The organism is Nocardia sp. NPDC050799 (assembly GCF_040654015.1).
In the GTDB taxonomy this organism is placed as follows: domain Bacteria; phylum Actinomycetota; class Actinomycetes; order Mycobacteriales; family Mycobacteriaceae; genus Nocardia.
The window spans coordinates 1-25,125 of sequence record NZ_JBFAHF010000063.1 but is presented as its reverse complement, the minus strand read 5'-3'; the positions used below and the strand labels follow the sequence as shown (position 1 = coordinate 25,125).

Genomic DNA, 25,125 nt, shown 5'->3' with positions numbered 1-25,125 from the left:
CGTTCGCTCCACGAGAACGTCGACAGCGCACAACAGCAAGTCGAACGGGCACATTGGGACACCGTCACCGAGCACGCACCCTTCACCATCACCGCGGGCTCGGGCGCCTCTCGCGTCGACGACTCAGCCGAAGTAGTCGTCGGGGTCGACACCGACTTGATCGACCACCTCATCCGGACCCGTTCGATCGAACCCGCCCTTGCCGCCGCATTGGTCTTGGCTCTGCAACAACAGATACCCCGAACCGTCGCTGACACAACAGATCCACGTTCGGTCGTGTTGGATGTAGAGGGTCATGGGCGTTACGGTTCGCCGGAGATGGACTTGTCCCGGTCGGTGGGGTGGTTCACCGCGATCTACCCCGTCCGACTGGATCTGACCACCGACACCACCCCCGCCGAGGCGTTCGCAATCGCACACAAGGCGATCACATCGACACCGCGCGGCGGCGTCGGATACGGCGTCGGCGCCTATCTTGCCGGATGGCCGGTGCCAGCGAAAACATCCGACGTCTGCCTGAACTACCTCGGGCAATTCAGCACCGGACAACCAAACACAGTCTTCACCTATGCTACCGAACAACTCGCCGCACAGAGTGGCGGCGGTGCGCGACCCTACGCTCTGGAGGTCAACGCCGTCATCGAGAATGGCCAACTCAGCGTCTACCTGCGCTACGACACCACAACCCACAACGAGTCCGACATCACCGCCGTCGCCGAGGCCACAGTGACCACCCTGATCACCTTCGCGAGGCAGCAATGAGCCCGACATCCCCCTGGATGGCGCAGCTCGCACAGATGATGGCGTCCTCCTCGGCACCGCTGATTCAGGCGTTCATGATGGATGACACCGACTGCTGGACAGCCGAGTTCAGCAGCACAACGGACAGACCGGCGCCAGCCGCCCCTTCGCGCCTGGTGCTGCAGGCGGCGTCCATCAGCAAGGTCGTCACTTCCGTGCTCTGCCACCAGCTTCACCACAACGGCACGATCGACCTTCACCGGCCCCTACTGTTCGACCAGCTAGGCCCCGTGGTGATCGATCGCCGCCGCAGGGTGGGACTGCCGAGCGTGCTCGATCTGCTCGAACATCGCGGCGGCGCGACCGTAAAGGGCTTCGACGGCTACGCCCGCGAAGCAGTCCTGCCCACCTTGAACGAGATCATCGCGGGCACCGGCGCGGCCCTCAACGATCCCATCCAGCTGGCTGTCCCTTCACGCACTGGCAGCTACTCCGGCGGCGGCTACTGCCTACTCCAGCGAGTACTGGAGCGATCGTCGGGCACCGGATTCACCGATCTCACCGCCGAACTGTTCACAGGACTCGGCATCACTGGGGCCGTGATGGGTGTGCTGCCCCGAGACCAGCACCACCGTGTCGCACCCGGCCATGACGTCGACGATCGGCCCACGCCCGGTCAGTGGCGTGACTACCCGGAATCTGCCGCCGCCGGATTGTGGTGTGGCATTCAGGATCTGGGGACCCTGGTAGCTGCGCTACTGAGCCCGGATTCGGTCGAGATGCGACTGATCCGTGCCCATGCGGCCACAGCACCGACGCGATGGGCCGGCGGGTTCACGCTGCTGCGTGATGCCGAGCGCGAGTTGTATTTTCACACTGGGGAAAGCGTCGGGTACCGCTCCCTGCTCGCGCTGGACCTGACCGGGCGTCGCGCGGTCGCATTGCTGTGCAATAGCGAAAGTGCCGACGGCCTGCTCCAGGCATGTCTGCAGCAACTCCTGACATCCGCCCCGGTAACCACCGCACAGCCCCACGGAGCTGGAGGCGCAGCATGAGAGGTGACTTCAAAGGCATGGAGGGCGCCTACGTCGCGCACAGGCGCGGATATCCCGCGGCCGTCTTCGAACACGCGACCCGCAGCCTGGACTGCCCCGTTGCAGTCGATCTAGGAGCCGGGTCCGGACTCGCCTCCACCGCATTGCTCCAGCACTGTCGACGCGTCATCTGCGTCGAACCCCTGCGTGAACTGCGCGAACAGATCCCGCATCATCCAGGGCTCGAGGTTGTCGACGGTCGCGCCGAAGCGATTCCACTCGCGGACGCGACCGTCGATCTCGTGTTTGCCGCCCAAGCAGCCCACTGGTTTGAGGAACCCGCCGCCGGCGCCGAGATCCGCCGCGTGCTTCGCCCGGGAGGACGAGCCTGCTACCTGTGGAAACATCCGGACCCCGCCGAACCCTACGAGGCCCTCGCCGACGAGGTGCTGTACACGATCACCGGGAACGCGTTCGACGAGGTCGCCAACATCGGTATCTGGCGCGAACTGCTCGCCCCGGGCTGGACCCACTACCGACGACGGGTGTTCACGACCACCGTCGACTACTCGATCGACGACTACATCGGCTACCAGACCTCACGACTGACCTTCGTCGAGAAAGCCGGCCCACACCTGGACGAGGTCACTCGACTGCTCGCCTTGCGGCTACGCCACCTCGCGCCCATCCGGGAGCGCAACAACGTCTACGTCGTCGAAGCACAGCGAGAGGACACAACCTGATATGGACGCCTACACGCGATTCAGTGTCGTCCTGAACGACCAGAACCAGTACTCCATCTGGCCGGTGGATAAGGATACTCCGCTTGGCTGGCGCCGCGAAGGATTCGACGGCGGCCGTGACGACTGTCTCGACTACATCGGCGCCGTATGGACCGACATGACACCCACCTGCGCCCCGATCCGCTGATGCGTGTCCTGTTGATCGGGGGCACAGGCTTCATCGGCCGCCACCTCATCGCCGAATGCCTCCACAGCGGCTACGAAGTGACCGTCGTCAGCCGAGGCGTCACCGGCGTCGAGTTGCTTCACGATTCCCGAGTCACGCACATCCGCGCCGACCGCAACGACCTGACACTGCCTGCCGGAACAGGCTGGGACATCGCCGTCGACGTAAACTGCTTCGACCCCCTGACCGCCGATGTCACCGCCCACCAGTTGGTCGGACGAGCCCACAGGGCGATCCTCATCTCCACCGTGTCGGTATACGCCCCGATGCACGCACCTGGCATAGACGAAACCTCCGCCGTGCCGGCCACACCACCCCGCACCACACACGAGCGCTACGGTCGGCTCAAAGCAGCCGCCGAAAACGCCTACCTCGCGGTATTCGGCGACCGACTGACCGTGCTTCGAGTCGGCCCGCTCATAGGAGCCTACGACAACCTCGGACGCCTACCATTCTGGATCGACGCGCTGCTGCGCGAGCCTACAGTCGTCGTTCCCGCCGCACCGACCGCAGTGCAGTTGCTCGACGTCCGCGACCTTGCCGCCTTCACGCTGCTGACCGGCGCGATCGGAGCTTCGGGAACCTTCAACGTCGTCGGGACCACGCACGAGCTGCAGCGGCTTCTCCGCGACCTCGCAGACACCTGGTCCTCTACAGCTCGCTTGATCGAAGTCCCCGACGCCCAACTTGCGGCCGTGGGCGTCACGCCGTGGGAAGAGCTGCCCTACTGGCTGCCCAGCGACGACCTCGACTATCCGGGCATGAACCGAATCGATGGCACCACCGCGATCGAGCTGGGCCTGCGACGGCGCCCCTTTCTGGACACGGCCACCGCCACCCATGACTGGATGTGCGGCCCGGACCACCGGTCGGCTACGCGCTGCATCGACGGTCGAGCGTCGCATCTCCGGTCGATGCGACAGCTCGTCAGCGACATCACGCCCACGCTCGACCCGCGAGGAGAGTAGGCCACCAATATGGACGTCCAGGAATATTGCGTTGACACCGGCGCGATGACCGCGGCAGACTACGCGAGCACCCACCAGGACGAGATCATCGGGCGCCTCATCCGGCACGGCCGCGTCCTGCTTCGCGCCGCCGCGCCCCGGGACGGCACGGCCGTCGCCGAATTCGCCCGCGCCACTGACGCTCTAGGGTTCAACGCGTTGGCCTACCGGGAGCGCAGCACTCCCCGCAGCGAACTCTCCGAGGGAATCTTCACCTCGACCGAATACCCTGCACGCGAGGCGATCCCCCTGCACTGTGAAAGCTCCTACGCCAGCGTGTGGCCGACACGCATCGCTTTCTACTGCGCCGCCGCACCCGCTGAACTCGGCGCCACTCCGACGGCTGACATGGCGGCCGTGCTGGATGCCTTATCTATGGACACCCGCGAAGAACTGGCCGTCCGCGGACTCGCCTATGTGCGGAACTTCTCCTCCGGTGTCGGCCTCACCTGGCAGGAAGCTTTTCAGACCACCGATCGAGGAGTGGTCGAAGAGTTCCTCCGATCATCAGGTTCGGGCTGGGAATGGACCAGTGATGACGGCCTGAGAACCGCCCGCCAAGGCAACGCCGTCGTGACCCATCCCCGGACCACGACACCGACCTGGTTCAACCACCTCAACCTCTTCCACCCAGCCACGCTCGCCCCAGAGATCCGCGACGCCCTGGTCTCGTCCCTCGGGCCGACCGGCCTGCCGAACCTGATCACGTTCGCCGATGGTTCAACGATCCCGGACCAACTATTCCACGAGGTCCGTGAGATGCACGATCACCACACCGACCGATTCGACTGGCGCCCCGGAGACATGTTGCTACTCGACAACATGCGCTTCGCCCATGGCCGCGAACCGTACCGCGGGAACCGGCGAATCCTCGTCGCCATGTCCGACCCGATCGCTGCCACGGACATCCAACCGGCGCTGTGAACCACACGATCGGCCGGTCGGACCCGACCCCCGGTTAGAGAACCTCTCGGCCTCCGAGATAGGGGCGCAGCACCTCGGGAACCCGCACCTGATGGTCCTTCGTCTGGTGGTTCTCGATCAACGCGGCCAACAACCTGGGAGTAGCCACTGCGGTGTTGTTCAGAGTGTGGGCGAAACGCGGCTTACCGTCGGCGTCCCGATACCGAATATTCGCCCTCCGCGTCTGCCAATCGTGGAGGGTAGAACAACTATGGGTCTCCCGCATCATATCCAACGACGGGAACCATGTGTTGATATCATTCATCCGGAACTTACCCAGCCCCATATCGCCCGTCGCACATTCGACAATTTCGTAATGCAAACCCAGATCCTGAAGGATCCGTTCGGCGGACCCCAGCAATTCCTTGTGCCAGCGAGCCGACTCATTCACGTCTGCCTCGCAAATGACGAACTGCTCCACTTTTTCGAATTGGTGAACACGCAGTAGACCACGAACGTCACGACTGGCGCTACCGATTTCACGTCGGAAACACGGCGAAATTCCCGCATAAAGGACAGGTAGACGGTCACTGTCCAGGATCTCATCGGAATGCAAACCCACCAAACCGACTTCGGAGGTTCCCGCTAGGAACATGTTATCCGCTGGAATCTCGTAGGTCTCTTCTCGACCTTTCGGGAACATCCCCGTGCCCACCAGAGCCGCTTCCTTGACCAGCGCGGGCACCGAGACAGGGCCGAATCCCTTGGACACCAAGAGATCCAACGCATAAGACTGGACAGCCCGCTCCAGAAGAACAAGGTCGCCGGTCAAGGCGTAGGCGCGCTCGCCGGCCACCTTGCGCGCCCTGGCGAATTCGGCCCATCCTCGCTTCTCCGCCAACTCCACATGATCCAGAGGCTGGAAGTCGAATTCCGGCCGCTTTCCCCACGTCTTTATAACAACATTTGCGGATTCATCCAGACCAACTGGCGCTTCGCTCCAGGGAATGTTCGGCGTGACGAGAAGTAGGCTATTCAGCTGAACACTCGACTCGTCGAGATCGCTACGGAGCTTCTTTAGCTGCTGATCCAGTTCGCCGCTCTCGGCACGGAGCTCCTCGCGGCGAGTCGTGGCGGCCTTGGCGAACTCCTTCGACAGCGATCGCTTCCGGGCCTGCCCCTGATCCAGCTCATGCTGCAACTTGCGGACGGCCTCATCCAACTCGAGTAGCTCATCGACATTCAGGTCGACGCCCTTGACACGGGCCGCCTCCCTAACGGCGTCGGGATTGTCCCGTATGAAGCGTTTATCGAGCATGGTAGGCGTTAATCCTCGCATCAGTCCTGGTCAGCGGCAACGTACGGTTCCTGGTACGTTACCAGTCGCATTCGGCACACCCTCCGGCTGCCTCGGTGTGCCGGCGGGGTTGGCGGGGCTCGATGACGATGGTGACGTAGTCGTGGTCATCTCCCCGTATCGGACCGGACACGGTGCGCTCCGGGCCTGGATCCGGCAGGTAGTGCACGTGCCGTGGGGCGAGGGGACTTCGCGCAGCCGTGCCTCGATCTGTTTGCGCTCGGATTCCAGGTCGATGGCCGAGTAGGAGCGCAGGTGCCCGTCACTGATCGCGGACGCGATGCAGGGCAGGTACTTGCGGGCTACAATCTCGTCGAATCCCACGACGGCCAGCTGTGCGAACACCTACGCCCCCTACGTGTCGTGCACCCCCGATCGACGGGCTACTCGGGAGCCAGTGCGTTCAGTTGTTTCTCCAGCCGCTCGCGGTCGGCTTCGGCCGTCGCTTGCCGGGCGCGGATGCCATCGATGACCTTCTGCGGCGCCTTGTCCATGAACTCGGCATTGCCCAGCTTGCGGGCCGCGTTGTCAAGCTCTTTCAATGCACCAGCGAGATCCTTGTTCAGGCGCTTCCTCTCCGCGGAAACATCGAGAGTACCTGAAAGATCCACCGCGACAACCGCTTTACCGACCGCCAGTGAAGCGGTCGCGGCGAACCCATCACCGGGAGCCTCCAGGCGCAGCAGATGCCTGATCGCCGGCTCGTGCCCGGCGAGCACGGGTTCGCTGGCGAAATCGAGGGTGGCCGGGACACGTTGGCTCGGCTGCACACCCTGCTCGGACCGGAATCGACGCACCTCGGTGATCGTGGCCTGCAAACCGGCGAAATCCTTTTCGGCGTCGACGTCACGGAACCCGGTATCCACAGGCCACGCCGCGATCACCAACGACTCCCCACCGGTCAGCGCCGTCCACAACACCTCGGTAACGAACGGAATGATCGGATGCAGCATGCGCAGCAACCCATCCAGCACCTCGCCGAGGACCCGCCGCGACACATCAGCTTCGGCACCACTGGCAGCGAAGGTCACCTTCGATAGCTCGACATACCAGTCAAATATCTCGTCCCACGCGAAGTGGTACAGCCCATCGGTGAGCTTGGCGAACTGATAGTCCTCAAACAACGCGTCGGTGGCCGCGATCGTCGCGTTCAGCCGCGAGAGGATCCAGCGGTCCGCCAGCCCGAGCTGCTCGACCGCAGGCAGCGGCCCCGCGGTGGTGGCACCATTCATCATCGCGAAGCGGGTTGCGTTCCACACCTTGGTGATGAAATTACGGCCAGTCGCGGTGACCTGATCCTCGCCGATCGGCACGTCGGTGCCCGGATTCGCGCCCGCTGCCAGGGCGGCGCGCACCGCGTCGGAGCCGTACCGGTCCATCCAGATGATGGGGTCGACCACGTTGCCGAACGACTTGCTCATCTTCTTGCCGTGTTCGTCGCGCACCATGCCGTGCAAGGCGATCGTGCGGAACGGCGGCTGGCCGTCCATGGCGTAGGTGCCGAACATCATCATCCGGGCGATCCAGAAGAACAACAGGTCATAACCGGTGAACAACACCGAGTTCGGGTAGAACCGCTCCAGATCGGGGGTCTTGTCCGGCCAGCCCATCGTGGAGAACGGCCACAGCGCCGAAGAGAACCAAGTATCGAGCACGTCAGAGTCCTGCACCCACCCTTCCGGCGCGGACTCACCGGGGCCGACACACATCATCTGCCCGTCCGGCCCGTACCAGATCGGGATACGGTGTCCCCACCACAGCTGCCGTGAGATGTTCCAGTCGCGCAGGTTGTCGACCCAGTCGAAATACCGCGACGCCAGCTCCGGCGGATGGATGCCCACCTGCCCGTCACGGACCGCGTCGCCGGCGGCTTTGGCCAGCGGTCCGACCTTCACCCACCATTGCATCGACAGCCGTGGCTCGATCACCGTGCCGCAGCGCGAGCAGTGTCCGACCGCGTGGACGTACGGCTGCTTCTCGGCGACGATGCGGCCGTCCGCGCGCAGCGCGGCCACGACGGCGCTGCGCGCCTCGAGGCGATCCAAACCTTGGAAAGGGCCGTGCGCGGTGATGATGGCCCGCTCGTTCATAACGGTGATCGCGGGCAGGTCGTGGCGTTGGCCGATCTCGAAATCGTTCGGGTCGTGTGCGGGGGTGACCTTCACCGCGCCGGTCCCGAACTCGGGGTCGACGTGCTCATCGGCCACCACCGGGATACGGCGTCCGGTCAGCGGCAACTCGATCTCCCGGCCGACCAGATGGGCGTACCGCTCGTCGTCGGGATGCACCGCGACCGCGGTGTCGCCGAGCATCGTCTCTGCCCGGGTGGTCGCCACCACGATCTGATCATTTCCGTCGCCGTAACGGATCGACACCAGCTCCCCGCCGACCTCCTTGTGGTCGACCTCGATATCGGAGACCGCGGTCATACATCGCGGGCACCAGTTGATGATGCGTTCCGCCCGGTAGATCAGCTCATCGTCATACAGGCGTTTGAACATGGTCTGCACAGCCCTCGACAGGCCCTCATCGAGGGTGAATCGCTCCCGTGACCAGGCCACACCATCACCGAGGCGACGCATCTGCCCGGTGATGGCGCCCCCCGACTTCGCCTTCCAGTCCCACACAGCCTGCACGAACGCATCCCGACCCAGGTCATGACGCGACTTTCCGCTCTTCGCGAGTTCGCGCTCGACCACGTTCTGGGTGGCGATGCCGGCATGGTCCAGGCCGGGCTGCCACAGCACCTCGAACCCCTGCATCCGCTTGCGGCGGGTCAGAGCATCGATCAAGGTGTGCTCGAAGGCATGCCCGATATGCAGGCTCCCGGTCACATTCGGCGGCGGCAGTACAACGACGAACGGCGGCCGATCGCTGGAAGCGTCCGCGTCGAAGTAGCCGCGACCTACCCACCGCTCATACAGCGGCCCCTCTACCTCAGAGGGATCGAACTGGGTCGGAAGCGACAGATTCTGTGCGGAGTCCCGAGTAGTCACGCCCAACAGCTTATGATCCGCGCTCGCGGCCGTCCGACAACTTCCGGCGGCAGTGATTCGGAAGGGCGACGCCGCTTAGTACATGACCATGTCTCGACGCTCCTCGCCGACCTGGGCCACGTGGCATAGGTCAACGTGAAGTCGGCGTTCCTTGATGGAAGTACAGCCGCCAACCCAGCTCGGATCGCCGCCAGACCGAGCTCCGGTGTGCGCGCTGCCCGCAGTTTTCAGAGGTGTAGGTGAGTTGAACGATGTCCGCGGCAAGAAGGGTGGCCTGCATATCGCTCACCGCGATGCGCCGATCCGATGGTCGGGATTCGTCAACGAGTGCGGCGATGATGTCCGAGCGAATCCACCAGCGCCCGGAAGCGCCGATCTCCCGGAAGTCCGGGTCGAGTAATTCGGACATCAGCTCCGCCGACGACCGCACCTCGGGGTCGAGGAGCCGAAGTTCGCCGGCTACGGCAGCATTCACGGCGTCTGCATTCGACGGCTGCTCATTCACATCGAAACCTTACGCCAGACACCGCCGCCGCTTGATCCCATGAGGCCGAACCGGTCCATACAGGTCCCCCAGGTGTCACGAGGCGGGTGCGATCTGGTCGACCAGCCATTCAACCGTCTCTGAGATCGCCTGATCTTCGCGCTCGAGCGAGTCGAAACCATGATCGGAGCCGACGATGGTGTGCAGCGTCGTGTCAGGCCGGGACGTCGCGACCCGGGCGGAGATCTCGTAGGAGACTGCGGTGTCGCGGTCTCCGTGCACAATCAGCGAGGGCACGGTGCTGTCGAGGAACCGCGCCAGGGGTTCGTAGTGGGCGAACTCGCAGAACAACACGCGACCGAGTTCGAACTCCCCGTCGACGACCAGGAGTCCAGTGTCGTGCAGAAGCTTCCGCTGTCCGGCGCCGAAGTTCTCTTCACCCCAGGCCAACTCCGGCTCCAGGAAGGTATGGCTGAGGTCGAGGACAGGATTCCACAGCACCAGCCGATCGAGTCCGTCGGCCAGCCACGGCAGCGACAGCAATGTGGACACGGCTCCGAAACTGGCCGCCACGACCGAAAACGGGCCCGGGAACCGGCCGCGGAGGAACTGCACCGCAGCTTCCAGATCCAGGCACTCGCCAGCAACGGTGACTCCGGGTTGCGTCTCGCCGCTGTTGCCGTGCCCCCGGAAGGAGAAGCGCACGACGTTGAATCCCGCGGCGGCCAGTCGCTCTGCCAACCGGACGAACATCCCGCCCTCGTCCATGTCCACGGTGATCCCGTGCACCAGCAGCACGGCCCCCTGGGCAGAACCGGACGCGCCATGGACTGCGGCGTCGAGTCGGACACCGTCCACCGATTCCAACGTGATTCCCTCCACCGGCAGTTTCCTTCGCTCAATCCCCCGGGCCTGGACCACAGTGCGTCCATCGCCTCAGGCGATGCGGGCCGACACAGTTTCATCCCCGCCGCAACCGCATGCCGAAGTTGCGCGGGAAATAGCACGGGACCAACGCGGCACTGGGCCGATCAAGGGCGTCCTGCCCGGCGCCCATCCGCTGCGCAGGTCTGAGTTCATGCTCCATGGTCAGACCACACCGGCTATAGCGGAACGCACTGTGGTCACTTCCACCCGAGCCGCCGCTGTAACCAGGCAACCGTCGCGCGCCCCGATTCGACGCGATGCCGACGTAGAGCCGCCGACTGCGACCCTCCAGGCCTACAGCTCTCCCGGATCCAGTACCCCGCCAGCGCACACACCACCGCAGAGATCGCCTCAGGATCGACGTCCCGGGTGAGGGCGTGCGAGCCCAAAATCGGTTCGGGATCGACCCGATGCGACGCCAAGGCGGTCACCAGGAACACCAGATCCACCCACGCCGCACCCACGGACGGCCAGGACCAGTCCACCACCATCACCGTGCCATCTGGGCGCACCAGCATATTGTCGGCACGAAGATCGGTATGCAGCAAAGTCTGCCCGACAGTGGCACGCTCCCAACCTGATTCGAGAACAGCGAGCCCATCCAAGTTCCGGCGCGACCACTCGTCCAAGTCACCGGATGGCCCGCCGTCGGCCAGCTCCCGCCAACCCGAGAAATCCGGTCCGTGAGCAGCGGCCAGGGTCGGTACCCCCGGTAGTGGGTTCGGGGTCAGCATCCGTGCCAGGTTCTCGACCACCGCGAGGGCCGCCGCTAACTCCGTAGGCTGGTCGAAACGGGGATGACGACCGTTGACGTCGTCGAATACCAGGACTTGCCACCCGTCGATCTCCAGCGTGAACCACACCGCCGGAGCCGGGATCCCCGCTGGAAGCTTCGTCGCGGTGTCGCCTTCGATCCGGTACCGGTAGGCGAAGCTGTCCTCGGTGGGGATTGCTTTGGCGAATACCGTGCGGCCATCTGTCAACGCCAGCCGGGACGCCATTCCGCGGCTGAACCCTCCCGGTTGGGTCGATCCCGAACGCACTCCCGTGCCCAAGCGACTCTCGATCTCGCCTCGCACCGACATGGGCAACTCGCTCCATACGATCCGGGACGCTGGGACATCGATCTCGGTCATCGGACAATCGTGCCGCGCGACAGCGGCCTCCACCAGCCAATTTCGTATTCGTCAGCCCGTCCGCAGTGATCATCCCGCCGGACGATAGCGGGTCGTGGTAGCCCTGACCGAGTAGGAGGCCGCCGTGGTCGTAGACGACGGCACCGGTTGTGTAGTCAAATCTGGGGGCGCCCACCGAGGTCAGCCAGCCAAGCGGCTGATCAGGACAGATCAGAACCCAACATCGAATACATGATCATGTCTCGACGCTCCTCGCCGACCTGCTGCCAACTGCGGAGCAGGCCCTCGCGCTGGAAACCCACACGCTCAGCTGTTCGCTGTGAGGCGGCATTCCACGGCTCGACATATAGATGGAGGCGGGGGATCTCCAGGTCAGTAAGGGCCCAGGCAGCGACCGCTCGGAGCGCATCCGCAGCGACCCCCTGACCACGAGCGGACTTGACTACCCAGTAGCCCAGCATCGCACGCCCCTCGTCCAGGTCCCGCAACCACAGACCGACCGCCCCGAGGGGCCGACCGTCCTCAACTCGCACGATGATGAACGGATACCCGCTGCTGGTCGATAGCCGCTCCCACTGTCGGCGAACGAAGGCTTCGCCTGCTTCTTGCGAGTACACCGCCGGAACGGTCGTGATCAACGGGATGTGATCGTCGCTCGACGCCTCTCGAATCAGAGGCAGGTCGCTGATCTCCCAGGAGCGGAGGACAAGTCTGTCGTTTGTAGTCAAACGCGGGATATCCAACGGGGCAACCATGATCGCATCATGCCGAGATGCCCACCCAGTCGCACGCTCATTTCACACCCGAGATCGGCGGGATCGGCCAACGAAACGACTTCACGACTACCGCCAGCAGCCCTCCTCACCTCAGCCAGGAAGCTCGCTATCCGCTTGGTTGTCGTCGGAGCTGGACCACCTGTGTTTTGCTCTCCCGGAGAGGTGTGGGGACGGTATCGCGGTGGGACCGCGATCGAGCAATGGCGCCTCTAGTCGATCCAGTACCGTCGCGTCATGCGGCCGTCGGCCCAAGGCTCGGTCTCCTCCAGGCCCCCGCCGCAAGCCTCGATGATCCGCCGTGATCCGAGATTCGAATCGTTGCAGGTGAGCAGTATCCGGTCGATGCCGATGGACCGGGCAACGACGATGCTGCGGCGGAGAATAGCGGCACCGTAGCCGCGCCGTCTGTACTGGGGCAGCACTGCATACCCGATGTGCCCGCCCCGTCGACGTAGGCCCTCGTTGAGGTTGTGTCTGATCGAGGTTCGACCGACTACCTGGCCGTCAACAGTCGCGAGCAGAAACGTGGAGGCCACGATGCCGTCCGGCAAATTGACGCCCTGCCGTTCGCCCTCCCGGGCGCGGAGAAAGTCAGCCCAGCTCATATCGAGTTCAAGACCCAATGCAAACGGGAAGCTATCGCCCTCGGCCAGTTCGCGGTGCGCGGCGCGGACAACCTTTTCGTCCGTTTCCTGCAACGGCCGTAAGCGAACCGTCTCGACGGCAGTCGATGATCGAGAACTGGCCCCGACCCTCTGGGATTCGGTGCTCGTCGTGTCGATCCAGTAGCGGCAAATGTCGTCGCTGATGGTGTCGATTCGACCGCCGAGACCGGTGACTACTCGCCGGGAGCCGACATTGTCGACGGCGCAGGTGATACGAGCGTCGAAGATTCCCAGGTCGGCAGCGAGGGGCAGGGTTCGGCGCAGGATTTCGGTGGCGTACCCGCGACGCCGGAACCCCGGGGCCACGGCATACCCAATATGCCCACCCCAGCCCGCCAGCTCATCGGTCAGGACATGGCGGATGTCACTGCTGCCGACCAGCGCACCGGCGGCGTCCTCAGCGATGAAGAACGAGAACGGAACCCGACCGTCGCGGGTGCCAGCCGTGCGGGCGGCCTCGAGCCAGTCCAAATAGTCCTGCCAGGACATATCTTCCTGGTAGTCCTTCGCGAAGGTGAATCCGGCGCGATGAAACGTGCGGCGTAGCGTGCGGAACGCCTGTTCGTCTCCTCGATGCAGTGGCCGCACCTGAACTACCGGACGGCGGTTGGACGCCGACCGCAGCGCCCTCATCATCTCTATTTGCGCTTTCCGGCACGCGGCGTCAACCGACTGCTGCCCTCTTTCGATGAACTGATTGCGCCGATATAGGTTTCGTGCGGGCTCGTTGTCGTCGAGGACTGACAACCGTAAGCTCCGGTTCCCGTTGGCCCGCGCCCAGTCGAAGGCGGCGCTCAGCAACCGGTCCGAGATCCCGGTCCCGCGGGCAGCCGGAGAAACCCACACCGATACGACTTCCGCACCAGCCTCTCCGATGCGCACGGCGGCGGATCCGAGCACAGTGTCCTGCTCCTCGGCGACGAACATCACCCGAGTCTGGGTCCAGTCCTTCCAGTGGTCGTCGCTCCACGCCAGTGCCTGCTCGTAGGTGGCGGAGAAGGTATCTGCGGGACTACCCGCGAGCGCGTCGAGCCGCACTGTTCGGGCTATCGGCCAGTCGTCGGCGGTCAGGCGGCGCACGATCATGTACAGCATGATCAGGACTCGCTGCGCCAGCAGCAATTCAATATTGCCTGCTGTCCCCCCGTGTGACCGTCAGGGGGTGTCGGTCGGTGGCGAGGATGTCGGTCTGAATCCGCTCGATGATGGAATCGCGGCTCCAGCTGGAGTCGATGCGGACCTCATCAATATGGGACAGGGGTTGCCAGCCGTGGTACCACTCGGCCATCTGATCAGGAGGAATCGTCGCGGCCTGCGGCCGACCCGCATGGCGAGCGAGCGTTTCGTCGAAGGGGAGGTCGAAGCCGTAGTGCAGTGCACAGCCGGCGGAATCGGCGAGACGGTGCAGCATCGACCCGTAGCGATCGGCGTCGAGGATGCCTTCCACGATCGTCACCATCCCGCGGGCCAGGCACAGTGTCGCGATGTGTTCGATCAGCTCGATATTCCACGCGCCGGGCTCGTCGCGCTCGCGGACCATCTGCCGCCGCACTACATCCTGACCGACGACCGCGCAGTGGCCGTGCTCGAAGCGACGTTGCAGGCCGACGGCGACGGTCGACTTGCCCGACGCCGAATTACCGCGAATGACAACCAGCGTGGTCATCGAGCGGCAGCGGGTTGGAGGACGCTGTCAAGCTTGAGGATGAACCGAGGAAGGTGGGGATCGGTGCTCGGCAGGCCGTGAGGGTCGAGGTCCCACCACCGGCCCCCGTCGAACTCGGCGGGGTCGAGGTCGTAGTTACGGGACCGGTCACCCCGAGCGACATGCCAAAACGAAACATCAACATGGCCAGCAGTTGGTCCAACGGTAGGTGTCACGGTCAGAAACAGGGGCTGATCACCGACAACATCGAATCTCGGGTCGAACCCGAGTTCCTCGCGCGCTTCCCGACGCGCGGCAATCCGCGGATGTTCGCCGGGTGCCAGGTGCCCGCCCATCGGGAGTTCGAGACCGGACTTGCGGTGGCTACCGAGGTAGATACCGCGCTCCCTGGGGTCGACCAAGACCACGTACGCGACCAGATGCTGCGGCGGAGTCGCCGGTGGAACCCGCCGGAAGATGTCATCGGTTTGGGCGAGCCAGACCTGTGTCTGCTCGATGTGTTGCTGTTCGGCCTCGTCGATCGGCGTGATCGCGGCAACAAGATCAGCGATGGCTGCGGTGGCGGGCTCCATATCGCGCGAGCATAACGACGCCTTGCGACACCTGAGAAGGATCTGCCCTTTCGATGCTTCCCGCCTCCGGTTCACCAACCTGGGCCAGCCAGCCGGTGCGCGGCCCGGGCAGGTGGCCGGTTGCCCGGCAGAGCCGTCATGTGCCGGGCGATCGTCGTTCCCTCCGATCGCATCGAGCGTGCCATCGGTGTCGAACCCCTGCGCGGTGCCACCGCCGATGGTCGTCCGTGGTCACCGCCGAGGAGATGGTGTTGAACCCGCGCTCGTCGTAACCGAACTCCTCCGGTGCGGCGGCATACACCGGTGGCACGTAGGCAGCACCCAGCCCGAGAAGCCGCGCGGCACGGTGCAGAACCGCGCGGCCGGTCGCGGCGGGATCAGCGACGGTGAACAACGCGAAACCATGGTCGCGGCGGTCGCGTCGAATGCGGGCTTCCGCGGCAGCAGGATCAGTGTCCAACGCCGAAAGGTCATCGATCCCGGGGTAGCTTCGCGCGCGGGTTTGGCCGGGTGTGTTCACGATGGTCCTCCGGGTGTGTCTTCGTGCGCCCATTTGCCGATCGCGGCAGCGATCTGCTCGGCGGCCCGGCGCGGGCTGATCGAGGTGGTGTCGACGATCAGATCCGCGGCCGAGGTCATCCACTCCTCGCGCGCGGCGAAGAAAGGCGCTAGGTTTTGCAGACGCCAGTCGGCCGCGCGGTGCAGCACCTCGTCCTCGCAGATACGTCGCCGAAGAGTCTGTTCGCTGGCCTCGATCAACACCATGCGCAGCGAATATCCCAGCGCGTGGAATCCGTCGACGAGTTCGGTCCAATACTTCTTTCGGACGACCGTCTGCACGACGACCAGGTCCTGATGTGTCTCGCGGGCGATATCGTCGGCGAACACGGGAACCAGACGCCGCCACGACCCTAGATCTTGAAAATCGGAGCACCCGAGGTCGGTCAGCTGTGACCGCAACGCGAACCCCACGAATTCCGGGTCGAACAACCGCCACCCCGGGTCGCTGGACACCAACTCTCCCGCGGCTGAGGTCTTTCCCGCACCGAAAGGCCCGTTCAACCACACAACCGACCGTTTTCGCGCGGAATTGCCTGTTATGTGCGATTCGTGGGACACGATTTCTCCTCTATCGGATGTTCATGGTCTTTGGCGCCGTGTGCGCGGTTCAGGATGGGCCAGCAGCCTGGACACATCCGGTGGGACACGGCCACCTGCCCGTGGATGGACCACACCAGCGCATCCGCGAAACTGAAGTCACGCCATCGGACGGGCGTTTCGACCGGTCGGTGAAAAGGTGCGATCAGGCGACCTGTGCAACCATCTTGACAGGACACGCCAATAGTGTTGCCGAGTTTCTCGAGGCACCGACGAGCGCGCGCGGTCGCCGGTTAGTACGGGGGCCGGTCCGCGTCAGGATTCGGCATTCTCGTTGCGATTCAGCATGTGCCGTGCCTGCTTGTGGTGGGGTCGGCCCAGGTGATGGTGCGGCGCGTAACACGCTGCGGGGTATGCGGGTTCGTGTGCCGGGGTCGGGTGGGATTACGGTTCGTGTCCGGCATCAAGGGTGGGTGAGTCCGCAAGGCCGGGGGCAGGTTCGGTGTCGGTGACCCAGGCGCCGGGTTCGTGGGGCCGGTCGGTGGCCGGGGTCTGGTGGGGTTCGTTCGCGCCGGGCGGGTCCATGGCGTCGATTGCCGCGTCCATCGCGCGCCCGGGGTGCTGGCCCTGGTTCGGGGACAGGAGTTGTTTATAGCGGTGGAGGGTGCGGAGTTGGGGTATCAGGGTTGCGGAGGTCGGGATCGGGTGGTTGTCGGTGGTGATGCCGGCGGCGGCTAGGACTTCGGCTTGTTGTTTGTAGCTGCTGGTGTCTTCGCGGGCGAGGCTGCGCCAGCGTTGGGCGAGGATGTCGGGGCCGGTGGAGGCGAGGGTGGAGGCGACGGCGGTTTTCCAGCCTGGTGCGCGGCCCCAGACGCGGCCGATTTCTGTGGTGTCGGTGGTGAGCAGTGCGGTGACGGCGGCGGTGCGGGTCCACAGGGTGCGTAGGTTGCGGTCGAAGGCTGCGGCGGTGCCGGCTTCTCGGACGGCGCCGATGTGGGCGTAGCCGACCGCAGTCGCGATGTGCTGGCGGAGCCGGTGTACATCGGTGGTGAGGGCGGCCAGCAGGTGGTCGCGGTCGACGGGTGGTTCGGGGATGCGCAGATACAGGTCCGACCGCCATCGGATGCCTCTTCCGGCGCGTTCGCGCACGTGATCGAGCCATGTTTGGGGTACACCGCCAGCGAGGGCGGCGTTCTGGAGTTCGTGCCGTAGGACGGCGTTGCGGTGCATTTTCTGGTTCACCAGCGGTGCGGGTGGCTCACCGAATCGTTCGCGTTCGGTTTCTCGCATCCATTTCCCGCGCGGTGACGGTTTGGTTTTGAAGCCAGCGCAGGACTTTGGCCTGTGCTGTGGTGGGGCGGATCAGGGGCATCGCGGGTTGCTCCTGGTCAAGGGTGCAGGGCGCGGAAGTCGGGGCCGAAGCCGAGCCGGTCGATGGTGGTGTCGGTGGCGAACCAGGCCGACGGGATCGATGCGGCGGACAAGGCGCCGGTGTCGACGTGGCGGGTGGGGGTGCATCGGTGCAGGGGCCCGTTGGCGGCGTCGAGGATGTATTTCATGTGCGGGTCGATGTGGCGGACGAACAGGGTGCTCATGGCGGTTTTGTCTGGGGCGGTCAGGGCGGCTTCGAAGGCTTTGTGCAGGGCGGCGAAGCGGACCACGACCGCTTGGTGGCGCCACCATTGCCGGCACCACGTGTAGTGGCCCTCGCGGTTGTCGGCGGCGATCCGCAGGGCGGTGACCGGCAGCAGCCAGTCCTCGACGAAGTAACTGTGGTGCGGGTAACGAGGTGGCTTCTTCCCCTCTTGCTGCCCGCCGTCGTCGCGCGTCGTGGAGGTGAGGGCGGATCGGTGGAACCATCGGGTGGGGACGGGGTCGAAGGCCAGGGTCGGGGTGTCGAGGTGGCGGGCGCGGGTGCAGCGGTGCAGTGGCCCGTTGACGGCGTCGAGGATGTAGCTCATGTGCGGGTCGATGTGGGAGGTCAGCAGGCTGCTGACGCCGTTACCGGCGCCGGAGCGGCGGGTGGCTTCGAACGCGGCGTGCAGGTGGGCGATCCGCACGGCGACGGGGCGATGGGTCCACCACTGCTGGCACCAGGTGTAGGTGTTTTCCCGGTTTGCTTCGGCCAGCCGCACACTGATGGTGGGAAACAGCCACTGGTGGGCGAAGTCGATGAAATGCCGGAATACCGGGGGTACTGGGCGTTTTCCGGTGCCCGAGCTCGATGTGCTCACCGGTGTTCACCCCCGGCTTCGGGCAGCGCCGGTGCCTGGGCGGCTTTCTCGAACAGGGCGAGGGAGGTCCGGATGTCGGGGGCGTATTCGGTGTCCTGCCACCAGATTTTGCGGACGAGGACCGGTCCGTGGCCGGGCAGCCGCACCAGGGCACGGTCTTTGGGCAGCGCGGCGAGCAGGGAGATGTCGAGGATGGGTTCGGAGCGCCAGGACAGGCTGCGCTGGGTGCCTTGGTGTCCGTGGCTGCGGGAGCGGTCGGCGACGTCGTGCGGGCCGGCCATCTGCGACCAGTGCTGCAGGTAGTCGACCGCGGCGATCCCTCCGCCGTAGATTTCGATGGACTGGGCGCGCATTGTCGCCAAACCGTTGGCGCCCCATAGATCTTCACCCTGTTCCAGGACCTGGAGGATGGTGATGAGGATGATGCCGCAGCCGCCGGCGTAGGTGTAGTAGGACGGCAGTTCACCGATGCGGGCGCAGTTGGCGGCCTCGTCCAGCACGGCCAGCAGCGGCACCGGCAGCCGGCCGTCGGGGCGGGCGCGGGCGGTGTCGAGTGCGGCTTCCAGTATTTGGCCGACCAGCGCGGAGGCGAGCGGGGTGGCGCTGTCGTGACCGGCCATCGACAGCGCATACAGGGTGTCGGTGGAGGTGACGAACTTTTTCGGTGAGAATTCCGGCAGCTGGTGGGTGGGGGCGAGTTCGATGCGTTCGACTGCGGTCATCGTCTTCCCGGTCTGTGGATCAGCGTGTTCGGTGGCCTTGATGTCGTGGCGGCGTGGTGGGGTGACCATCTGCGCGTATCCGCTGTCCGAGAGCACATTCAGGAATCGGCGGGCCATGTCGTAGAGGCCATCGCGCTGCCTGGCGTAGAGGCCTTGGCATTCGGTGATGCGGTCGGCGGGGCGGTGGTGGCCGTGGTGGCGCAGGATGATGATGGGGGTGTCGTCCTGGTCGTGGCCGAGCCATTCGGCGACATGCAGTAGGTCTCCGCCGGCGATCGCGGCGGCGAACATGTACAGCGCTAGTAGTTCTTGGGCGCCGCCGTCGAAGTAGGAGTCGACGCGGGCGTTCGCGGCCTGGGCGGCGGTGCCGGTGGAGGCCGAGACGAAGAACCCGGCCAGTTTGCGGGCGGCGGGCAGGCCGGTCACCTCGGCCAATAGGTTGACCCAGAATCCGCAGACGACCTGCCCGCTGACCGCTTGCAGGTCGCTGACCCAGATCCGGCCGCGCTGTCGCCGCCCATGGACGGTGTGCCGGTACAGGTCGGGCTTGTTCGAGGTGGCCAGGCATGGTCCCCAGGCGGCTAGCACTGCGGGGATGGCCCAGGCCATGGTTTTGCCGGTGCGGGTGCCTGCGGCGATGGTGACGCCGAGTTCGGCGGGCACATGCAACTCGATTCCGCTGATCACGGTGCGCCCCAAGGGAGGTCCGGGCAGCGCTTGGGTGCGTGGGTCCGCGTCGCGGAGCAGCCGCTGGTTCGCCGCGAGGTTGTCTTGGATACTTGCGATGCGGATGTCGCTGGGGCGTTGCATGGTGCGGGCCGCGGCGTCGATTTCGCTGCCACTGGCCCAGATCCGGCGGGCGATGACGGCGGCCGAAATCCCGAGGGCGGTGAACACCGTGGCGGGGATGGTGGCTTGCCATGGCCAGCTTCGTTGTCCGAACACGATTTCGGCCAGTGCGGTGGCGGGGTTGGCGGTGACCGGGCGCCCGGCGGCCGCGTTGCCGATGCTCAGTGACGCCCAGGCGGCCAGCCCGGAAAGGACGAGGATCAAGGCTAGGGCGAGCAGGGTGGTTTCTTCTCCCATGCCGCGGGTGGTGCGGCGGCGGGTTTGTCTTGTCGAGAACACGGATGCCCCTCCGGATTCGATAGGCAGTGGACGGCTGTCAGGGTTGGAGGTCGGCCTCACGGCTCAGCCGCGCCGGCGCAGCGGACACACTGATGTCGTTGTCGTCCCAGAACTCGGTGCCGGTCTCGAGATCGGGGAACGCCGCACCGACGGCATCGCTGATCGCTGCCCCTCCCCCGTCTGCGCCGCCGGCGGCGACCCCGAATTCGGCAGCGGCTGTGGGAGCAGGCTCAGCAGCGCGGTCGGGGGGCAGGTCGGTTCCGGCGTGTAGGCCGGCGGTGTCGGTGCGGGCGTTATCGCGTTGCTGGATGAGGTAGGCGAGGCGCCCCATCGCGGGGCTGCCCGGTCGGTCGCTCCAGTAGGTGCCGTTTAGGCCGGCGTGGTAGACCCCGTCGATGTCGGCATCTGCGGCGCCGGTGCTTGCGGCTGCGGTCCGCGCCGAGCGCATGGCGGCGATCAGCGATTCCAGGCGCCCGATGTGGTCCTGGTCGGTAGCGAGGGCGCCTTCCCAGCGTCCTGCTAGGCGGGTGTGTTCGGCGGTCAGGTCCTGCAGTTGCCGCAGGGCGGTGACTTGGCGGGTGACGGTTTCGAGGTCGCCGCTGTAGTCGTGGGTGATGGGTGCGGTGCGCCGCTGGGCGGGTAGCAGTGCGGCGCGGGCTTCGGCGCCGGTGTCGAGATCTCCGCGCGTTTCCTCCGCGTCGAGCAGCGTGTCGGTGCGGGCGATGACCGCTTCGACTTCGACCATGCTCGCCAGATGCTTCGCCCGCCCGCCCAGGGCCCGATCGAACGCCGTTGCCCGCTCGGGCACCTCGGTGGCCCGTGCGGGCCCGTTCTGCCGTGCTGCTGCGAGGCCTCGTCCCGCCGCTGAAGTGGGAGCGTGGGGATACCAGCGGGCTTGGTCCTGCCCGGAGCCGGTGATTCCGGCTTCGAGGCGTTCGGTGATCAGGCCGGTGTCGCGCAATGTGCGCCAGGTCGGGTCGTTCTCGCACCGGCCGGGTGGCAGGGCGGCGCTGAGCTGCTCGAACATTCGGCGGGTGACCTCGGGCCGGTGCTTCCATCGGTCCGCGGTGGTTTGCAGTTGATGCCACATCGCCCGCCATTGAGGCTTGGGGTGGGTCTTCCATTTCATGGCCAGCCCTTCGGCGGCTGCGGTCCGCTCGGCCGCGATCTCCGGGGTGGCGCTGTGGGGAATGACATCGCGTGTGAGCAGGTAGTAGTGGGCGAAGTCGGCGCGCACCCGGGCTGGAACACTGCCCAGTCCGGCGTAGTGGGCGGGGTTCGTCATCCCCGTCGTGCGGGAGAACCGGCTCACGACCCCACCTCCGGACCGGCACCGGCACCCGGTGCCTGCCGGGGTGCCGGGGGCCCGTCGTCTGGGGCCCATGCACCGGTGACCTCACCAAGCGCCTCGATCGCCGCACCCATCGCTTGCCCGGACCCGGCACCCGTCCCGGTGGCGGGATGGGTGTCAGCGTGGGTTCCAGCTGCCAGCTCGCGGAGTGTGTTCATCCAGTCCGGCAACGGCGCTGGGGCACGGTCGACAACGGTTTCCCACCGGTAGTCCTCCACCTTCGCCCGCACCTGGGCGAGGTGGTCTCGTTCACGGCCGAGATGCGCTTGGAGGTCAGCGATACGTCGGGCGTCGCGGGAGGCTTGCATGCCGAGTTCGGCGATCGTCTGTTTCTGGGCGTCGATCAGGTCGCGAGCCTGCTGAAGTTCCTTGGCAAGTTGTTCGATCCGTCCCAGATAGTGGTGACCGGGACCGTGGACCCACGGAGTGCCGGTTTTCCCGGAAGTCTCGGCGGCATCGATATCGGCGAGAGGGACACCTTCGCGGTCGGCGGACAGGCGTGCCCCGTTCAGCGCGTTGTAGGTCAGGTCGAGGCGCGCTTGTTCGACTTCGGTCAATGCAAGATATGACTGGCCTCGGCTCAAGCGGGCGCGCACTGCGGACAGGTTCTGGACCTCGCGCAGGCAGGCAGCGTGGATGCTGTCCTGACGTGCCTGCAGTCCGTAGTCGTGGTCGATGGGGCCGCGCCGCAGCGCATACGGGATCGCCGCCGCCTGATACAGCGCGCGCAGCTGTTGTTCCCGGTCCGGACCGGCAGGTCGCTGGTTGTCGAAAGAATTGTCGGACATCGTTTCTCGTTCCTCGTGGTCATGAGGTGCGGTCCTCCGGCCGAGCAAGATGTTGCGGCCGGGGAGTGTTCGGATGTCCCCTGAAGAAGGTGGCTGAGGGTTGACCATCGTGGCCGGTACCCGCGGCCACAGACGGTGATGGTCACCGCATTCGCAAAATTGGAAATCGTGGAAAATGCTCTGTCGCTGTGTCGTCAGCTGGTCAATAACCGAGACCGTGTTCGGGTCCCGGCACGGTCGGCGTGGATGCGGTGGGGTCGGGGTCGGTGTCCCATTCCGACCCGCTACCTTCCGGCATCATTGCCTCGACCGCGGCACCGATCTGCGCGCCGCCGCCCTCTGGCCCCGGATACTCGACCGCTGGGTCGCTGAATTCGGTGTGCATAGTCAACGTCGCGCGGTCCACCATCTGCTGGGGCAGCGGGGGACGTGCCCACTCCACCGAGGCGTCCGCGGGGCGCTGGGGTAGATAGGGAGGCTTGCCGACAGGGTCGGCGGCGGCCCAACGATGCCAGGAGGTGGCCAATTCGTGATCGGTGAGGCCGCTGATGGTGGCGGCGTGCCAGCGGTGCACGTCCATCGAGCTCCACAGCTGTGCGCCTTCGTCGCGGGTGAGCGCGGCCGCCTCGGACAGGGCGGTGATCCGCTCGTGCAAAGCGTTCATGTTCGCCGAGAACCGGGCCGCCGCGGCAGGGTTCACCGGGTAGGGCCATCGTCCGGCGGCGACCCGGTCGGCGTGTGCCGCGGACAGGGCGGCCATATGCTGCATATGCCACAGGTCCGGGGCGAGCATGTCCACGCACCATTGCTGGAGCTGGTTGGTGCGGGCCGGCAGGTCCGGGGCCGGGATCTTGTCCCTGGGCAGCGTTCCGGTGGCACCGAGTTCGCGGGCCGCAGTGATCCAAGGCAGCGGTACCCCGGCGGTCCAGGCAGCATGTTCGGCTTGCTCGCGCTGCGTGGTCAATTCGTCGAGACGGGTGCGCCACGCTTCGACCGGAGGGCCGTCGATCTCGGGCCGGTGGAAGACCCGTTCACCGGCTTTCTCGATGCGGGCGTGCTCGGCCGCCAGCCGCTGCACGCGTCTGAGCATGCCCGCCTGCCAAGCCTCTACCCGGTCCGGGACCGGGCGATCAGGTGTCGTCACTTCTCTTCCTTCCTCTTCCCTTGGATGTGGTTGCGGTCGTGCGGGTGATCACCGCTCCGGCCCCAGGTCCGGCCCCGGGGCCGGACCCGCCGAGGCGGGGGGTTCGGGACCGAGGTCGAATCGGAGTTCGCCGGCGGAGAGATCGGTCAAGCCCGCGGCGTCGAGGACGTCGACCACCGGCACCGATTCCGGTGCCACCGGTTCAGGGCCGAGTCCGGCGGCGTGTTCGATGTAGGTCCCGGCGGTCAGTTCGTTGGTCAGCGCGAAGACCGCGTCGGTGCCCACACCGGCGGCCCCGGTGCCAGGACTGGTGATCTCGGTGTCGGTGACGACGACATCCGCGGGATCGATATCGATCACCATCGGCTCGCCCGCCCTCGCCGCCTCGTGGAGGCGCCGGGGATCCACGCCGGTGTCTGCGAGGAATCGCTGCCGGTAGGCATCAGCGTGGGCGACATGCTGGGCCGAGAGGCCGGCCGCTCCGGTGGCCGCGGCGAACGCCGCGCTCGATGCCGCCGCAGCGCCGATATCCCACCCGTCGGTGAGCAGGCCGGTCAGCCACGCCGTCCGGCGATACACCTCTGCCAGAACCCGCAGATACCAGCCATCCTGGTCGTGGGCGGCCTGGGCAGTGCCCGCTCCCCTGCTACCGGCTGCGGTCGCGCCGGAGGACTCGCTGGCGCCGGTCTCGGAAGCCTCCGCGGTCCCGGTCCACCCGTCACCGGAGGCGGCGTCGGTGTCACCGGCCTCCCTTCCGGGGTCGGCGGCTCTGGGACCGGAGGGCTCGCCCGGGCGGGAGCCATCGGTGTCGGTGAGGGTGTCGGTGAATCCGGCTGCCCTTCTGCGGATATCGATAAGGAGCTGCTTGTATTCGACATCGAGTTCGTGCAGCGTGTTCTCATGGGTCTCGCGGCGGGTGTAGCCGTCCATCTTCGCCTGATGCAGTTCGCGGTTCTGGTCGCTGGCGACGCGCTCGGACTCTTCCCGATTGCGTTGATTGGTTCTCCCACGGTCGATCTGCTCGCGTTTGAACTTGGCTTCCAGGTCGAACAAGTCCTCGGCGCGGCTGTTTCGGTCCTGGACCTCGGTGAGCCGAGCCTGGTTCAGCGCATGCTCGTCTGCGGCCTTCTCCACACCGGTGTTCACCCGCAACTGGTGCTCGAAGAATGAGCGGTATTCCTTGGCCTCGGTGTGGCGGAAGCGTTGCTCGAACTCGGTGCGGGATCGGACTTCACCGCCACGGCGTTGCAGCAGGTTCGCCATCATCGACGCGGTTTGCATGGACTGGATGAATCCGGTGCGGATCGCTTGACTCGATTCCTCCACCGGATCCCCGCTCATTGGGGCACCATCCCTTCTGCAACCCGAAGAGTTAGGGTTGTTGCCTCCCGGTTCCGGTGGGTGCATGGCCTCCTCCGCTTGCCACT

Annotated in this window: 23 protein-coding genes; 6 read left to right on the top strand and 17 right to left on the bottom strand. The window is 65.7% G+C overall.

Annotation, left to right across the window (positions count from 1 at the left end):
* The 6 genes from AB0H42_RS34265 to AB0H42_RS34240 all read left to right on the top strand — a co-directional run.
* A partial coding sequence (locus tag AB0H42_RS34265; protein ID WP_357063678.1) for a condensation domain-containing protein occupies positions 1-762 on the top strand: 762 nt, incomplete at its 5' end.
* 17 nt (positions 763-779) lie between these two features.
* On the top strand, positions 780-1,796 hold the full coding sequence (locus AB0H42_RS34260; protein ID WP_357063675.1) for a serine hydrolase domain-containing protein: 1,017 nt from the start codon (positions 780-782) through the stop codon (positions 1,794-1,796).
* Positions 1,793-2,518, top strand: a complete 726-nt coding sequence (locus tag AB0H42_RS34255; RefSeq protein ID WP_357063672.1) for a class I SAM-dependent methyltransferase — start codon at positions 1,793-1,795, stop codon at positions 2,516-2,518. Before AB0H42_RS34260 ends, AB0H42_RS34255 begins: the two co-directional genes overlap by 4 nt.
* A gap of 1 nt (position 2,519) precedes the next feature.
* The gene (locus tag AB0H42_RS34250) at positions 2,520-2,705 is read left to right on the top strand and encodes an MbtH family NRPS accessory protein (RefSeq protein WP_357063670.1); all 186 of its coding nucleotides are present in this window, start codon (positions 2,520-2,522) and stop codon (positions 2,703-2,705) included.
* The gene (locus tag AB0H42_RS34245; RefSeq protein WP_357063667.1) at positions 2,666-3,712 is read left to right on the top strand and encodes an NAD-dependent epimerase/dehydratase family protein; all 1,047 of its coding nucleotides are present in this window, start codon (positions 2,666-2,668) and stop codon (positions 3,710-3,712) included. Before AB0H42_RS34250 ends, AB0H42_RS34245 begins: the two co-directional genes overlap by 40 nt.
* Before the next feature lie 9 nt (positions 3,713-3,721).
* A complete protein-coding gene (locus AB0H42_RS34240) occupies positions 3,722-4,675 on the top strand; it encodes a TauD/TfdA family dioxygenase (RefSeq protein ID WP_357063664.1) in 954 nt (317 codons plus the stop codon).
* A 34-nt stretch (positions 4,676-4,709) separates the two neighbouring features.
* Here the strand turns inward: AB0H42_RS34240 and serS are convergent, their stop codons facing one another.
* The 17 genes from serS to AB0H42_RS34155 form a co-directional block, all read right to left on the bottom strand.
* Complete coding sequence (gene serS, locus AB0H42_RS34235; RefSeq protein ID WP_357063662.1) at positions 4,710-5,972, bottom strand: serine--tRNA ligase; 1,263 nt, start codon at positions 5,970-5,972, stop codon at positions 4,710-4,712.
* Positions 5,973-6,394: 422 nt separating this feature from the next.
* Positions 6,395-9,007, bottom strand: a complete 2,613-nt coding sequence (locus tag AB0H42_RS34230) for a valine--tRNA ligase (RefSeq protein WP_357063659.1) — start codon at positions 9,005-9,007, stop codon at positions 6,395-6,397.
* 130 nt (positions 9,008-9,137) lie between these two features.
* On the bottom strand, positions 9,138-9,512 hold the full coding sequence (locus tag AB0H42_RS34225) for a DUF4440 domain-containing protein (protein ID WP_357063656.1): 375 nt from the start codon (positions 9,510-9,512) through the stop codon (positions 9,138-9,140).
* A gap of 75 nt (positions 9,513-9,587) precedes the next feature.
* Positions 9,588-10,373 (bottom strand): alpha/beta hydrolase, encoded by a 786-nt coding sequence (locus tag AB0H42_RS34220; RefSeq protein ID WP_357063654.1) that lies wholly within the window; start codon positions 10,371-10,373, stop codon positions 9,588-9,590.
* 242 nt (positions 10,374-10,615) lie between these two features.
* Positions 10,616-11,554: a phosphotransferase gene (locus tag AB0H42_RS34215; protein WP_357063652.1), complete on the bottom strand. Its 939-nt coding sequence runs from the start codon at positions 11,552-11,554 to the stop codon at positions 10,616-10,618.
* Between the two features lie 200 nt (positions 11,555-11,754).
* Positions 11,755-12,309: a GNAT family protein gene (locus tag AB0H42_RS34210; RefSeq protein ID WP_357063649.1), complete on the bottom strand. Its 555-nt coding sequence runs from the start codon at positions 12,307-12,309 to the stop codon at positions 11,755-11,757.
* 230 nt (positions 12,310-12,539) lie between these two features.
* Positions 12,540-14,117, bottom strand: coding sequence for a GNAT family N-acetyltransferase (locus AB0H42_RS34205; protein ID WP_357063646.1), 1,578 nt, complete (start codon positions 14,115-14,117; stop codon positions 12,540-12,542).
* A gap of 1 nt (position 14,118) precedes the next feature.
* Positions 14,119-14,661 (bottom strand): AAA family ATPase, encoded by a 543-nt coding sequence (locus AB0H42_RS34200; protein ID WP_357063645.1) that lies wholly within the window; start codon positions 14,659-14,661, stop codon positions 14,119-14,121.
* Positions 14,658-15,233: an NUDIX hydrolase gene (locus tag AB0H42_RS34195; RefSeq protein WP_357063643.1), complete on the bottom strand. Its 576-nt coding sequence runs from the start codon at positions 15,231-15,233 to the stop codon at positions 14,658-14,660. Before AB0H42_RS34195 ends, AB0H42_RS34200 begins: the two co-directional genes overlap by 4 nt.
* A 516-nt stretch (positions 15,234-15,749) precedes the next feature.
* Positions 15,750-16,301: an AAA family ATPase gene (locus AB0H42_RS34190; protein ID WP_357063680.1), complete on the bottom strand. Its 552-nt coding sequence runs from the start codon at positions 16,299-16,301 to the stop codon at positions 15,750-15,752.
* 474 nt (positions 16,302-16,775) lie between these two features.
* Positions 16,776-17,621, bottom strand: a complete 846-nt coding sequence (locus tag AB0H42_RS34185) for a hypothetical protein (RefSeq protein WP_357063640.1) — start codon at positions 17,619-17,621, stop codon at positions 16,776-16,778.
* A 98-nt stretch (positions 17,622-17,719) separates the two neighbouring features.
* Entirely contained in the window at positions 17,720-18,565 is an 846-nt protein-coding gene (locus AB0H42_RS34180) for a DUF4913 domain-containing protein (RefSeq protein WP_357063637.1), read from the bottom strand.
* On the bottom strand, positions 18,562-20,373 hold the full coding sequence (locus AB0H42_RS34175; protein WP_357063636.1) for a TraM recognition domain-containing protein: 1,812 nt from the start codon (positions 20,371-20,373) through the stop codon (positions 18,562-18,564). The genes AB0H42_RS34180 and AB0H42_RS34175 overlap by 4 nt, the downstream gene beginning before the upstream one ends.
* Positions 20,374-20,452: 79 nt before the next feature.
* Positions 20,453-21,727, bottom strand: coding sequence for a hypothetical protein (locus tag AB0H42_RS34170; RefSeq protein WP_357063634.1), 1,275 nt, complete (start codon positions 21,725-21,727; stop codon positions 20,453-20,455).
* Positions 21,724-22,554, bottom strand: a complete 831-nt coding sequence (locus tag AB0H42_RS34165; protein WP_357063632.1) for a hypothetical protein — start codon at positions 22,552-22,554, stop codon at positions 21,724-21,726. The genes AB0H42_RS34170 and AB0H42_RS34165 overlap by 4 nt, the downstream gene beginning before the upstream one ends.
* 202 nt (positions 22,555-22,756) lie before the next feature.
* Positions 22,757-23,698, bottom strand: a complete 942-nt coding sequence (locus tag AB0H42_RS34160; RefSeq protein ID WP_357063629.1) for a hypothetical protein — start codon at positions 23,696-23,698, stop codon at positions 22,757-22,759.
* A 48-nt stretch (positions 23,699-23,746) separates the two neighbouring features.
* A complete protein-coding gene (locus AB0H42_RS34155; protein ID WP_357063627.1) occupies positions 23,747-25,039 on the bottom strand; it encodes a hypothetical protein in 1,293 nt (430 codons plus the stop codon).
* Positions 25,040-25,125: the final 86 nt, after the last annotated feature.